The organism is Micromonospora sp. SCSIO 07396, from assembly GCF_053667945.1.
The window spans coordinates 2356407-2369799 of sequence record NZ_CM132210.1; the positions used below are offsets into that span (position 1 = coordinate 2356407).

Genomic DNA, 13393 nt, shown 5'->3' on the forward strand with positions numbered 1-13393 from the left:
CGAGGAGACCACCATGGACAAGCCCCTTGGCGACGACGAGCCGGCGGTCGACCCGGCGGCGCTGCGGCGGGCCTTCGCCGCCTTCGCCACCGGCGTCACCGTGGTCACCGTCGGGGGTCGATCCCCGCACGGGATGACCGCGAACGCCTTCACCTCGGTGTCGCTGGACCCGCCGTTGCTGCTGGTCTGCGTGGACCGGGAGGCGGTCATGCACCGGCACCTGGTGGCCGCCGGCAGCTTCGCCGTGTCGGTGCTCGCCGCCGACCAGGAGCACGTGGCGCGGCACTTCGCCGACCGCCGCCGGCCGCTCGGTGCCGCCCAGTTCGACGTCGTCGACTGGCAGCCCGGCCGGTTGACCGGAGCGCCGCTGATCACCGGGGCGCTGGCCTCCTTCGAGTGCGCCCTGTGGCGCGACTACGAGGGCGGCGACCACACCATCTTCGTCGGCCGGCTGCTGTCGGCCGAGAAACGTCACGAGGAGGACGCGGTGCTGTTCCTGCACGGTCGGTTCCGGCAGATCACCCCGATGCCCAGCGGAGTGGTCCGATGACCACCGTCGCGCCCCGGGTCGTCCCCCGGGGGCCGACCGGGGTGGCGATGCTGGGCACCCTGTGGAAGCTCGGCCGGGACCGGCTCGGGCTGATGCGCTCCGCCGCCGAGACCTACGGCGACGCGGTGCGCCTCGGCCCGGGGCGGGGGCTGCACTTCTTCAACCACCCCGACCACGCCAAGCACGTGCTGGCCGACAACAGCCAGAACTACCACAAGGGCATCGGGCTGATGCACGCCCGCCGGGCACTCGGCGACGGGCTGCTGACCAGCGAGGGTGAGCTGTGGCGGGAGCAGCGCCGGGTGATCCAGCCGGTGTTCCAGGCCCGCCGCATCGCCCAGCAGGCCGGGATCGTCGCCGAGGAGGCCGCGCGGCTGGTCGACCGGCTGGAGACGTACGACGGCGGCGAGCCGGTCGACATCCTGCGGGAGATGACCGGGCTCACCCTGGGGGTGCTCGGGCGGACCCTGCTCGACGCCGACCTGAGCGGCTTCCGGTCCCTCGGGGCGGCCTTCGAGTCCATGCAGGACCAGGCGATGTTCGAGATGGCGTCGATGAACCTGGTGCCGATGTGGGTGCCGCTGCCGCAGCAGATGCGGTTCCGGCGGGCCCGTCGGGAACTGGCGGGGATCGTCGACGAGTTGGCCGTGCGGCGGCGGTCCCGGCCGGGCCACGAGGACCAGGACGACGCGTTGTCGCGGTTGCTGGCCTCGACCCGGCGGGAGACCGACCCGGCGGTGGGCCGGCGGCGGCTGCGCGACGAGCTGACCACCCTGCTGCTGGCCGGGCACGAGACCACCGCCAGCACCCTCGGCTGGACCTTCCACCTGCTCGACCGGCACCCGCAGGTCTGGGACCGGGTGCGGGCCGAGGCGCTGGAGGTGCTGGGTGACCGGTCGCCGACCTACGAGGACCTGCCCCGGTTGACGTACACCTCGATGGTGCTCAGTGAGGCGATGCGCCTCTACCCTCCGGTGTGGATGCTGTCCCGCCGGGCGCAGGAGGCCGACGAGGTCGGCGGCTACGCGGTGCCCGCCGGCACCGACGTGCTGATCTGCCCGTACACCCTGCACCGGCACCGGGCCTACTGGGACGACCCGGACCGGTTCGACCCGGAGCGGTTCTCGCCCTCGGCGTCGGCCGACCGGCCGCGCTACGCGTACGTGCCGTTCGGCGCGGGGCCGCGGTTCTGCGTCGGCAACCACCTCGGGTTGATGGAGGCGGTCTTCGTGGTGGCGATGGTGAGCCGCCGGCTGCGGCTGCACACCCCGGCCGGGCACCGGGTGGTGCCCGAGCCCATGCTGTCGCTGCGGATCCGCGGCGGCCTGCCGATGACGGTACGGGCCCTGACGTGACCCCCGGACCCCAGGCACGAAGCGGGGTTCAGCAACATCGAATAACCTGCGAGCAGGCCGCACTGGTTACTATTGCGCTGAGCAACTCTCAGGTTGCTCATCGTGCTGGGGGAGGTGCGATGAGTCCCGGATGCGCGGCGACCACCCCGGCCGGTACGGCCCGAGGTGCCCGCCCTGCCCATGGAGCCGCCGTCGTGCCGACGGGTGGTTCCGCAGCCGTCATCGCGGATGCGCCGACGGCCTTCACCCGCCGTGCTGCCCGGCGTCCGCTGTCCACGGCGGTGCCACCGCCGTTACGTTCGGGCCGACCGCAGCCGGGCGGCGGAGCCCCGCCGCAGACGGCGTCCGGCGGTGGCCACCGGGACCCTGGGGGGACGGATGCGCATCTCAGATCTGGCCAGGATCAGTGGTGTTCCACTTCCGACGATCAAGTTCTACATCCGGGAGCGCCTGCTGCCACCGGGTCGGCCCACCGCACGTAACCAGGCGGAGTACGGCGAGGAGCACCTCGCCCGGCTCCAGCTGATCCGGGTGCTGGCCGGCATCGGGCGACTGAGCCTGTCCTCGGTACGCCGGGTGCTGGCCGCCCTCGACGACAAGGGACTGGCGTTGGGCGCGCAGTGCCGGGCCACCATCTGGGCGCTCTTTCCCGACCAGCCCGAGGAGGACGACGCGCCCGACGTCGGCCCGGCCCGGGTCCAGGTCGATGCGTTCATCGACCGGCTCGGCTGGGAGGTCGACGTCGCCTCGCCGGGCCGCGACACCCTGGCCCACGTGCTGACCGCGTTGCAGCGGTTGGACGCCGACTGCGACATCGACGTGTTCAGCGAGCACGCCGAGAGCGCGCAGCGGATCGTGACGCACGAGTTCCAGCACGAGTCGGCGCACTCCGCCACCGCGATGGCGGTCTGGAACGTGCTGTCCGAGGTGGCCTTCGAGGCGATGCGCCGGATGGCCCAGGAGAGTCACCTGGCGCGCTGCTGCGCCACGTCGGCGGAGCGGCCGGCCGGCGCCTGAGCACCCGCCCGGGGCAGATCCGGCACGTTCGAAGACGACAACCACCGCTGCGGGTTCCAGCCTGGAGGGACGGCGTGCTGCCGTCCCCCGGCCCGCTGCGGTGCCGGTGTCCGTCGACCGATGGGGGAGACCACCCGACATGTCGAACCAAGCCGTATCCCACCAGCCCCGATCGGGCCCGCTCGGCCTGCTCAACGGCCCCTATCACCGGATGGCGCTGAACCTGTACATGCTCGTGGTGCTGGCACACTGGGCCGAGCACCTCGCCCAGGCGTTCCAGATCTGGGTGCTGGGCTGGCCGGTCCCGCAGTCGCGCGGGGTGCTGGGGATGGCCGTGCCGTGGCTGGTCACCTCCGAGTGGCTGCACTACGGGTACGCCATCGTGATGCTGATCGGGCTGGCCCTGCTGCGTCCCGGCTTCGTCGGCCGGGCCCGCACCTGGTGGACGGTCGCCCTGGTGATCCAGTTCTGGCACCACATCGAGCACCTGCTGCTGCTGCTCCAGGCGCAGACGGGCAACTTCCTGTTCGACCGTCCGGCACCGACCAGCATTCTCCAGCTGGTCGTGCCCCGGGTCGAGCTGCACCTGTTCTACAACACGGTCGTCTTCCTGCCGATGGTGGTCGCGATGTACCTGCACCTGCGACCGAACGCCGCCGAGCGGGCCACGATGGCCTGCACCTGCGCTCCCCGTTCGGTCAGGGCGCTCACGCCGGCATGACCACCGCCGGACAGGACGGCCGCCGTCGTGGCTTCTTCGGGCCGCGTACGGCGGCCGTCGCCGTGGTGCTGGTGACCGTGGCCACCGCGCTGTGGCTGCGTTCGCCGTCCACCCCCGGGCCGGCCGAGACGGTCGACGCCGTGGTGGTGCCGGCGGACGGCAGCCGACTGGCCACCGGGCCGACCGAGGTACGGCTGCGGCTGCCCGGTCCTCCGAACCCGGACGAGGCACACGTGTCGTTGACCCCGGCGCAGGGCCCGCAGGTGGCCACCGGCGCGTCCCGGCGCGACGGGACCGAGCTGGTGGTGTCGGTGCCCGCCCTGCCGCAGGGCAGCTACACGGTCGCCTACCACGTGTGGCTCGCCGACGGGCGGCAGAGCACCGGGCGTAGCGTGTTCGCCGTCGGCGCCGCGCCGTTGCTGCCGCCGGCGGACGTCGCGCCCGCCACCGGACACCAGCATGTCGGCACCGACCCCCTGGACGGTCTGCTGCTGGTGCTGGACCTGGGGCTGCTGGTCGCCCTGTCGGTGATCCTACTTCGTCGGCCGAAGGTCGCCTCCGATCCGGAGGACCCGCCGGAGCACTGACCCGTCCGGACGCGTTGCGGGGCACGGACCCGTCCCGCCGCCGGCCCCGCCCGATCCCCGGGCGGGGCCGGCCCGTCCGAAGGGCATCCTTTCCGTGGCCTGTGGCCCGTGGCCCGTGGCCCGTGGCCCGTGGCCCGTGGCCCGTGGCCTGCCGGCTGCCCGTCGCCGCCGCCTGTCGCCCGGTGGTTCGGGCCGGCGGGACCTGGCGGTCGCCCGGGGGACACCGGCCGACCCGGCCGGACGGCGGACACGACGGGGCGGCGCACCCCACCCGCTGGTGGGGTACGCCGCCGTCCGTGTGGTGTGGGCCGGGTCAGGCTGTGGGCCGGGTCAGGCCGCCTCGACCCGGTAGCCGACCTGGTCGAGCGCCATCCGGCGGATGTCGAGCAGGGCGAGCAGCACCGGCGGGTCGATGGAGCGGGCCGGCTTGAGGTGCATGTCGATCGGGGGGACCACCTGGTCGCGGCGGACGACGATCGGCCCGTGCGAGCCGACGAAGATGTGGTCGGGGTCCAGGTCGTGGGCGTCGGTCAGGGAGCCGTCGGGGCGTACCGACTGCACGAGCAGGTACCAGTGGCCCTCCGGGACCGTCTCCAACTCGAACGCGCCGGCGCCGTTGAGCACCGCGCACCGGACGGGCCGCCCCTCGGGCAGCGGGTCGGGGAAGAGCCCGACGAAGACGAAACCGAGATCCTCCTGGTCGGGGCCGGCCACGGTGCCCCGGATGGTCGAGGTGCGTCCCCCCGAGGCACCCCTGGTCTCGTCCTGCGGAATGCGCGTGCTGAAGCCCCGGTAGCGCCGGTAGGCGGTGGGGGACATGCCGACGCTGCGGGTGAACCGTGAGCTGAACGTGCCGACGCTGTTGTAGCCGACGCGCAGGCTGATGTCGGCGACGTTCAGGGTGGTGGAGACCAGCAGGTGCTTGGCCTCCTGGAGGCGGATGGCGGAGAGGAAGCGACCGGGCGAGACGCCGGTGACCCGGCGGAAGATCCTTGAGAAGTGGAACTTGCTGAACATCGCGGCACGGGCCATGTCGTCGATGGTGATCGGCTCGGCGATGTTGTCCCGCATCGTGACGATGGCTCGCTCCACCGCCCGTTCAATGACGTCTTCCACGGTCTCCCCCAGGGTGCTCGATTCGTCGGCCGCTGGCATCCTCCGGGCACGGCTGTGGCGACTGCGTGCGTACGGTGTCTATGCCGGCTGATTGATGGAGCCTTTAGTCTCGATCAATGCATAAACGCGGATGCGGCCGTCGAAATTGCCTCTGGCCGTTGTGGCCGAGTTGATGCTAGCGCGACCAAAGATAGGCGGCAATGAGCGGCGGGGCCGGCAACATGGATAGTCGTGCTATCGATCCCTCCCCTATTTGCCAGTGGAGATCCTCGCTATCCGTCGGGTGGTCCTCGGCCTCATCGGCGCAGCGTGCGGCCTTTTTTCGGGGGAGGTGACGGTTGGTAACCGGGGTGTTGCGCGGTGATTCGTCCGATCTGGCAGGTGGGCCGGGCGTGCCCGGCTCTGCGGGGAAGAAAGACGGCAAAGACCATTAAGCGGTAGCTATCACCACGGCTGAGGCCAGGTCAGGTGAGGGTTCAGGAGAGCAAAGTCAGAGAACTTTGACGCATCGCGACCGCTGCCCGACGCGCTGTGACGGTGTGATCGATGTGCCGACGGCTGCCCCGCAGTGGGTGGAGAGCAAGCCATGAGAAGACTCCATTCGGCTTCTGGCTGACGATGTTCGTGGCCCCTGAAAGGGCGAGAGTCATCTGATCGGTGGCTTAAGAGTTGGTTATTCACCCCGCCGCGGAGGGTGGTAATCATCAGTATCTCCAGCCGTTCGGTGGCGCTTCCGAGTGACCAGTCAACGGGCGAACGACGCGCCCACGAAATCGTAGGGGGACTGTTGCCGTCTCAATCTGCCGGCTTCCTTCGCCGCGCAACTCCCGCAGCCTTTGTGCTCGTTCTGCTGAGCATTCTCTTCGTCGTGGCACAGCGCCCGGAGGCGTCCGCAGCCGAGCGGTCGGAGCTGGCCGCACGGTTCCAGTTCGCCGAACTGCCCATCGCGCTGCCACCCGCACCCACCGCCCGCGCGGTCCGCGAGGTGAACCCGGAGTACGAGCACATCAAGTCCTGGGTCTCCTCGGTCGGGGCGGCGATCGCCCTCAACGACCTGGACGGCAACGGCGTGGCCGACGACCTGTGCCTGGTCGACACCCGCAGCGACACCGCCGTGGTGACCCCGGCGCCTGACAGCGGGGACCGTTACCAGCCCTTCGTCCTCGACCCCCGCCCGCTGCCCACCGACACCACGATGGCGCCGATGGGGTGCGTGCCCGGCGACTACAACCTCGACGGCCGCACCGACCTGCTGGTCTACTACTGGGGCCGGACCCCGGTGCTGTTCCTGCACCGGGCCAGTGCCACCGACCTGCGGCTGGGCAGCTACGCGCCGACCGAGCTCATCCCCACCCAGCCCGGTCCGGGCAACCGTTACCAGGGCGCGCTGTGGAACACCAACGCGGTGGCGGTCGCCGACTTCGACGGCGACGGCCGCCCGGACATCGGCGTGTTCAACTACTTCCCCGACACCCAGGTGCTCGACCCGGACGGGCAGCCGAACGTCCAGATGAACGCCTCCATGTCGCACGCGCGCAACGCCGGCGGGGCGCACATGCTGCGGTGGGACGCGGCCACCGGCGGTGACCAGCCGTCGATCCGGTACGTCGAGCAGAAGGCGGTCCCCGGGCCGGCCTCCACCGGCTGGACCCTCGGGGCGGGCTCCGCCGACATCGACGGCGACCTGCTGCCCGAGCTGTACCTGGCCAACGATTTCGGCCACGACCACCTGCTGCACAACGTCTCGACCCCGGGCCGGATCAGGTTCGCCGAGGTCCACGGCCGCCGGGGCGCGTTCACCCCGAAGTCGATGGTGCTCGGTCAGGACTCCTTCAAGGGCATGTCGATCGACTTCGGTGACCTCGACAACCGGGGCAGGTTCGACATGTTCGTCAGCAACATCACCAGCTCCTGGGGCCTGGAGGAGAGCAACTTCGTCTGGATGAACAACGCCGGCAGCCCGCAGGACGCACGGGACAAGCTCACCCGCGGGGTGGCCCCGTACGACAACAAGGCGTCCAAGCTGAACATGGCCTGGACCGGCTGGGGCTGGGACGCCAAGATGGCCGACTTCGACAACAACGGCTCCCTGGAGGTGGTGCAGGCCGACGGGTTCGTCAAGGGCACCACCAGCCGGTGGGCCTGGCTCCAGGAGTTGGCGATGTCCAACGACCTGATGCTGCGCAACCCGGCGATGTGGCCGAAGGCGGAGCCGGGCGACGACATCGCCGGCAACGACAAGCTGGCGTTCTGGGTGCGGCAGGGCAAGACGTTCGTCAACCTCAACGCCGAACTCGGCCTCGACGTGCCCATCCCGACCCGGGGCGTCGCGGTGGCCGACACCAACGCCGACGGTGTGCAGGACTTCGCGGTCGCCCGCCAGTGGGGACCGCCGGCCTTCTACCGCAACACCGCCTCGTCCCCCGGCGGCTTCCTCGGGCTGCGCCTGCACCGGCCGACGGTCGGCGGCGCGGCCGACGCCCGGACGCCCGCCTACGGCGCCCAGGTCAAGATCCGTACCGCCGACGGGCTCACCCAGATCGCCCAGCTCGACGGCGGCGGTGGTCACTCGGGCAAGCGCAGCTTCGACGTCTTCTTCGGGCTGGGCTCCGCCGGGGACCGTCCGGTGTCGGCCGAGGTGTGCTGGCGTGACCTGACCGGTGCGACCCACAAGCAGACCCTCTCGCTCACCTCCGGTTGGCACGACCTGATGCTGACCGCCGACGCCCAGGAGATCACCCGATGACTGACGTCAGACAGGAAGACGTGACCGACGCCGCGGTGCGTACGGTCCCGGGCGGGGTCCGGTCCGTCGACCCGGCGGCCCCGCCCACGGCCCGACCGGCGGTGCCCCGGGTGGACGCGAAGGACCCGCGTTACCTGGCGCTGCGCAACTTCGCTATGTCGATGTCGATCTTCAACATCATCGGCTACACCCTGCTCGGTTTCGAACAGCCGTGGACCTGGCCGTTCTTCGCCCTGCTGGTCGGCTACACCGCCGAGATCGCGATCGAGATGGTGTCGGCGTGGGCCGGCAAGCGGCGGCCCGCGTTCAGTGGCAACGGGGTCTGGGGGATGTACACCTTCCTGCTGCCCACCCACATCACCGCGCTGGCGGCGAACATGCTGCTCTACGCCAACGACCGGTTCTGGCCGGTGGCGTTCGCCGTGGTCGTCGCGATCGGGGCCAAGACCGCCCTGCGGGCACCGGTCAACGGCCGGATGCGGCACTTCATGAACCCGTCGAACTTCGGGATCACGGTGACGCTGCTGGCCTTCTCCTGGGTCAACATCGCGCCGCCCTACCAGTTCACCGAGAACGTGCCGGACGCGATCAGCATCATGGTCCCGCTGGTCATCATCACCGCCGGCACGGTGCTCAACGCCATGCTGACCCGCAAGGTGCTGCTGATCGTCGGCTGGCTCGGCGGGTTCGTCATCCAGGCGGTGGTCCGCGCGCTGGTGCTGGACGTGGCGATCTGGGCGGCGCTGGTGCCGATGACCGGGGTGGCCTTCGTCCTGTTCACCAACTACATGATCACCGACCCGGGCACGACGCCGTCGCGGGGCCGCAACCAGTTCATGTTCGGTTCGGCGGTGGCCGGGGTCTACGGGGTGCTGGTCGCGTTCAACGTGGTCTACACGCTGTTCTTCGCCGTGACCATCGTCTGTGCCGTCCGGGGCCTGATGTGGTGGGGCATCTGGTGGCGCGACCGCGGTCGCGAGCGTCGTCGGGAGTCGGTGCCGGTCAGCCCGGCGGCACCGGCGCTTGCCCGCTGACCTGGTCCACGACCACGTGGGGCCGTCCCGTCGGGGCGGCCCCACGCCCGTGTCCGGTGTCGCGGGTGCGCCGCGCCGGTCTCCGGGACGCCGTCGGTCGGTGCGCCGGTCAGCCGGTGCGCAGCAGTGCCGGCAGCCCGGCGGCGTGCACCACGGGCGGATCGAAGGTGCGCATGGGGCGCAGGGTGAGGTCGGCCCGGACCGACCGGGAGTGCCCGCCGACCGTCACCGGGCCGTGGTGCCCGACCAGCAGCGGGCGGGTGCCGGTGGCCAACCGGCGGCGGTACACCGCGTGGGCCAGGACGAACCAGGTGCCCGGCGGCACCGGCCCCAGCAGGTACGGTCCGGGGCCGGGCAGCACCGTGGAGCTGACCGGCCTGCCCTGCTGGATGCGTTCCGGGAACAGCCCCACGAAGATCCAGTCGGGCGCCTCCCCGGGCAGCGCCCGGACCTGCCCACGTACCGTCGGCCCGGTGGTGTCGGCCGGGTCGGGGCGGATCGGGCACAGCGCCCGGTACGGGTCCTCCCGTCCCGGGCTGCGGCCGAGGCGGCGGTAGGTGGAGGGGGAGAGGCCGACGCTGGAGCTGAACCGGGCGCTGAACGTGCCGACACTGGTATAGCCGACGTGGTGACTGATGTCGGTGACGCTCCACGAGGTGGCCAGCAACAGGTGCTTGGCGCGCTGGAATCGGATCGCCGAGAGAAAGCGTCCCGGTGACACTCCGGTCACCCTGTGGAACACCCGGCAGAAGTGGTACTTGCTCAGCAGGGCGGTCCGCGCCATCTCGTCCACGCTGAATTGCTTACCTAGATTCTGGTGCATTTCGGCGATGACCCGCCGGACCGCCCTGCTGCTGTGGTCTTCCATCGTGCCCCCGGCGAGCGTAATGGTGGGTGCTGGTCTCCTACGACGTGAATCGCCTGTCTGGGCTGCGACGATGCAGCGTCGTTTCGGCTCCGCGACGTCCCCCGGGGCGGCACCGGCAACTGGTGGATTGATGGCAGGAAAAGTGCTTTGTCGGTTTTGTCGAATCAGCTGACCTCAATGCTAGGGCACCCTCAATGCATGGTCAACGGCGCGCAATCCGAATGGCGCTAACAGCTGCCTTTTCCGGATGCGTACCCCTCGTCTAGCCGGTGATGATTGCGGCCATGGCCCGATGCGCCCGGGTCGGGGAATGATGTCGGAAAAGCGATACCCACGGTTCACCCGTCGCCGGACGTCGATTCGACCGTTGACCTGGGCAACGACGAAGATGCGCCCGGCCCGTCGCCGGGGTCACGATGGGAGGCGTCCCGGAATGGGGAACACGATGACCGACAACGCCGACGACGACGAGGCCCGCCCCGGGCCCGGACGCCCCCGTACCACCCGGCCGGCCGGCGTGGCCGCGACGCCCTCCGCCCTGGATGCCTGGGGACGGGCGAACCGGCGTGGGCAGTGCGACTGGTCGGAGCCGGACACCGAGCCGCACCTCATCCGCGGACTCGACTGAACCGGCCCGACCGCCGCGGCGGCGTCGACGGCCGGAGGAGGGAAGGACCCGTGAAGGGGATCGTCCTGGCGGGAGGGTCGGGCACCCGGCTGTACCCGATGACCGTGCCGGTGTCCAAACAGCTCCTGCCCGTCGGCGACAAGCCCATGATCTACTACCCGTTGTCGGTACTGATGCTGGCCGGCATCCGGGACATCCTGGTCATCGCCAAGCCGGCCGACCTGCCGCAGTTCCGGCTGCTGCTCGGCGACGGCTCCCGGCTCGGCCTGGCCATCTCCTACGCCGCGCAACCCGAGCCACGCGGCATCGCCGAGGCGTTCCTGATCGGCGCGGACCACGTCGCCGGCCACCCCAGCGCGCTGATCCTGGGCGACAACATCTTCCACGGCACCGCGTTCTCCCGGCTGCTGCGCGAGGAGACCGCCGCGGTCAGCGGCTGCACCCTGTTCGGCTACCCGGTCCACGACCCGCAGCGCTACGGCGTCGGCGTCACCGGCCCCGACGGCACCCTGCGCGACATCCAGGAGAAACCGTCCCAACCGCACTCCAACCGCGCCATCACCGGCCTGTACCTCTACGACCACGAGGTCGTCGACATCGCCAAGAACATCAGGCCGTCCCGCCGGGGAGAACTGGAGATCACCGACGTCAACCGGGTCTACGTCGACCGGGGCCGGGCCCGCCTGGTCGACCTCGGGCGCGGCTTCGCCTGGCTGGACACCGGCACCCCGGAGTCACTGCTACAGGCCAGCGTCTACGTGCAGACCATGCAGGAACGCCAGGGCGTCCGGATCGCCTGCCTGGAGGAGACGGCGCTGCGGATGGGCTACATCGACGCGGCGGCCTGCCACCGGCTCGGCGCTGCCATGGCCGGCTCCGACTACGGCCGCTACGTGATGGACATCGCCGAGGAGTTCGGCGCCTGACCCGTGCGGTCCGCCGTCGCGCCGCAGGCCCGCCGCGCCGCCGTCAGCCGGTGGCCAACGGCAGCCGGACGACGAACCGGCAGCCCTCGGCGACGTTGTGCACGTCCACCCGGCCGCCGTGCGCCTCGACCAGCCCGCGCACGATGGCCAGCCCCAACCCGCCGGACCCGGCCAGCGGCCCGCTGCCCGCGTGCGGGGTGCGCGCCGGCTCGCCCCGGAACGCCACGTCGAACAGCCGGGGCAGGTCGGCCTCCGGGATGCCGCCGCAGGTGTCGGCGACGGCCAGCCAGGCGACGTCACCGTCGCGCCCGGCGTTGACCCGTACCGTGCCGTCGGCCGGCGTGTACCGCACCGCGTTGAGCAGCAGGTTGCCCACCACCCGGCTCAACTCGCGCTCACTGGCGGCCACCGTCGGCCAGCCCGAGGCGGCGGACACCAGCCGGATGCGGCGGGCGGCGGCCAGCGGCGCGGTGCCGGCCAGCGCGTCGGAGACCACGTCACCCAGCGGCACCGCCGACAGCGACAGCCGCAGCGCCCCGGCGTTGATCCGGGACAGTTCGAACAGGTCGTCGACCAGCCGGGTCATCCGGTCGGTCTCCACCCGGATGCGGCGGTGGTACTCGTCGACCGTGTCCGGGTCGGCGACCACCCGGTCCTCCAGCGCCTCCGCCATCGCCCGCAGCCCGGCCAGCGGGGTCCGCAGGTCGTGCGAGACCCAGGCGACCAGGTCCCGCCGCCCCTTCTCGATCCGCCGTTCCCGGGCCCGCGCCTGGTCGGCCCAGACCGCCGCCGAGGCGAGTCGCCTGGCGAACAGCCAGCCGACCGCGAGGCTGACCAGGGCCGCCGCCGAGACGGTGATCAACACCACCTCCAGGTCGTGCGGGGAGAGGAACATCGCCTCGGCGATCACCGCCACCCCGGCCACCACCGCGCCCACCGTCATCGCCAGCAGCACCGTGACGTGCACGGTGATGGACCGGCCGCGCAGCAGCCGCAGCACCCCGGCACCGAGCAGCCCCACCCCGCCCGCCGCGGCCAGCGCCGCCCCGAAGATCAGCGCCAGGTCAGTCATCGATCGGCTCGTACCGGTAGCCGACACCCCAGACCGTGACGATGCGGCGCGGGTTGGCCGGGTCGTCCTCGATCTTCTCCCGCAGCCGGCGCACGTGCACGGTCACCGTGGACTGGTCGCCGAACCGCCACCCCCAGACCCGTTCCAGCAGCTCGGCCCGGGACAACGCCCGGGTGGGATGCTGCATGAGGTGGGCGAGCAGGTCGAACTCGCGCAGGGTCAGGGCCAGCTCCCGCCCGTGCAGCCGGGCCACCCGGGGGCCGGTCGCCACGGTCAATCCGCCGTCGTCGAGCACCCGCGCCGCCGCCGTGACCGGTTCACCGCCGGCCCGGCGCAGCACCGATCGGACCCGCAGCACCAGCTCCCGGGGGGAGAACGGCTTGCTCAGGTAGTCGTCCGCGCCCAGTTGCAGGCCGAGGATCCGGTCCGCCTCGTCGCCCCGGGCGGTCAACATCACGATGGGTACGCCGTCCGGCCGCTGCCGCAGCCGCCGGCACACCTCCAACCCGTCGAGCACCGGCAGCATCACGTCCAGGACCACCAGCTGCGGCGGCGCGGCGGCCACGGCGGCCAGCGCGGCGGCCCCGTCCCCGACGTGGTCCACCTGGTAGCCGGCGTGCTCCAGATAGCGGCACACCACGTCGCTGACCGTCCGGTCGTCGTCGACCACCAGCACCCGCTGCGCCACCGGCACCTCCCTGTCGTGCCGGTCAGCGTAGCCCCGCGCACCCCGGCCCGGCCCGCCGCAAACCTTGCCAGAGGCTTACGGTCGG

Annotated in this window: 13 protein-coding genes; 9 read left to right on the forward strand and 4 right to left on the reverse strand. The window is 71.5% G+C overall.

Going from position 1 to position 13393, the window contains the following annotated elements; all coding sequences use genetic code 11:
* The first annotated feature begins 13 nt into the window (after positions 1 to 13).
* From ACWCHM_RS09850 to ACWCHM_RS09870, 5 genes are all read left to right on the forward strand, one after another.
* Positions 14 to 550, forward strand: a complete 537-nt coding sequence (locus tag ACWCHM_RS09850; protein WP_204960490.1) for a flavin reductase family protein — start codon at positions 14 to 16, stop codon at positions 548 to 550.
* Positions 547 to 1905 (forward strand): cytochrome P450, encoded by a 1359-nt coding sequence (locus tag ACWCHM_RS09855; protein ID WP_204960491.1) that lies wholly within the window; start codon positions 547 to 549, stop codon positions 1903 to 1905. Before ACWCHM_RS09850 ends, ACWCHM_RS09855 begins: the two co-directional genes overlap by 4 nt.
* Positions 1906 to 2283: 378 nt before the next feature.
* A complete protein-coding gene (locus ACWCHM_RS09860; protein ID WP_204960492.1) occupies positions 2284 to 2922 on the forward strand; it encodes a MerR family transcriptional regulator in 639 nt (212 codons plus the stop codon).
* 139 nt (positions 2923 to 3061) lie between these two features.
* On the forward strand, positions 3062 to 3643 hold the full coding sequence (locus tag ACWCHM_RS09865) for a hypothetical protein (protein WP_204960493.1): 582 nt from the start codon (positions 3062 to 3064) through the stop codon (positions 3641 to 3643).
* The gene (locus ACWCHM_RS09870) at positions 3640 to 4230 is read left to right on the forward strand and encodes a copper resistance CopC family protein (RefSeq protein ID WP_454222164.1); all 591 of its coding nucleotides are present in this window, start codon (positions 3640 to 3642) and stop codon (positions 4228 to 4230) included. Before ACWCHM_RS09865 ends, ACWCHM_RS09870 begins: the two co-directional genes overlap by 4 nt.
* Before the next feature lie 330 nt (positions 4231 to 4560).
* Here the strand turns inward: ACWCHM_RS09870 and ACWCHM_RS09875 are convergent, their stop codons facing one another.
* Positions 4561 to 5346: a helix-turn-helix domain-containing protein gene (locus ACWCHM_RS09875; protein ID WP_204960495.1), complete on the reverse strand. Its 786-nt coding sequence runs from the start codon at positions 5344 to 5346 to the stop codon at positions 4561 to 4563.
* An 838-nt stretch (positions 5347 to 6184) separates the two neighbouring features.
* Between ACWCHM_RS09875 and ACWCHM_RS09880 the strand changes: the two genes are divergently transcribed.
* Together ACWCHM_RS09880 and ACWCHM_RS09885 are read left to right on the forward strand one after the other, a co-directional pair.
* Entirely contained in the window at positions 6185 to 8092 is a 1908-nt protein-coding gene (locus ACWCHM_RS09880; RefSeq protein WP_204960496.1) for a CRTAC1 family protein, read from the forward strand.
* Positions 8089 to 9126: an enediyne biosynthesis protein gene (locus tag ACWCHM_RS09885; RefSeq protein WP_454222166.1), complete on the forward strand. Its 1038-nt coding sequence runs from the start codon at positions 8089 to 8091 to the stop codon at positions 9124 to 9126. The genes ACWCHM_RS09880 and ACWCHM_RS09885 overlap by 4 nt, the downstream gene beginning before the upstream one ends.
* Positions 9127 to 9235: 109 nt before the next feature.
* Here ACWCHM_RS09885 and ACWCHM_RS09890 read toward each other — a convergent pair whose 3' ends face one another.
* Complete coding sequence (locus ACWCHM_RS09890; protein WP_204960498.1) at positions 9236 to 9994, reverse strand: helix-turn-helix domain-containing protein; 759 nt, start codon at positions 9992 to 9994, stop codon at positions 9236 to 9238.
* 445 nt (positions 9995 to 10439) lie between these two features.
* On the opposite strand from ACWCHM_RS09890, the gene ACWCHM_RS09895 reads away from it, so the two are divergent.
* Entirely contained in the window at positions 10440 to 10622 is a 183-nt protein-coding gene (locus ACWCHM_RS09895; protein WP_454222167.1) for a hypothetical protein, read from the forward strand.
* Between the two features lie 50 nt (positions 10623 to 10672).
* The gene (rfbA, locus tag ACWCHM_RS09900) at positions 10673 to 11548 is read left to right on the forward strand and encodes a glucose-1-phosphate thymidylyltransferase RfbA (RefSeq protein WP_204960500.1); all 876 of its coding nucleotides are present in this window, start codon (positions 10673 to 10675) and stop codon (positions 11546 to 11548) included.
* 43 nt (positions 11549 to 11591) lie between these two features.
* Here rfbA and ACWCHM_RS09905 read toward each other — a convergent pair whose 3' ends face one another.
* Both ACWCHM_RS09905 and ACWCHM_RS09910 read right to left on the reverse strand, forming a co-directional pair.
* The gene (locus tag ACWCHM_RS09905) at positions 11592 to 12620 is read right to left on the reverse strand and encodes a sensor histidine kinase (protein ID WP_454222168.1); all 1029 of its coding nucleotides are present in this window, start codon (positions 12618 to 12620) and stop codon (positions 11592 to 11594) included.
* Positions 12613 to 13308, reverse strand: a complete 696-nt coding sequence (locus tag ACWCHM_RS09910) for a response regulator transcription factor (protein WP_454222170.1) — start codon at positions 13306 to 13308, stop codon at positions 12613 to 12615. The genes ACWCHM_RS09905 and ACWCHM_RS09910 overlap by 8 nt, the downstream gene beginning before the upstream one ends.
* Positions 13309 to 13393 lie beyond the last annotated feature (85 nt).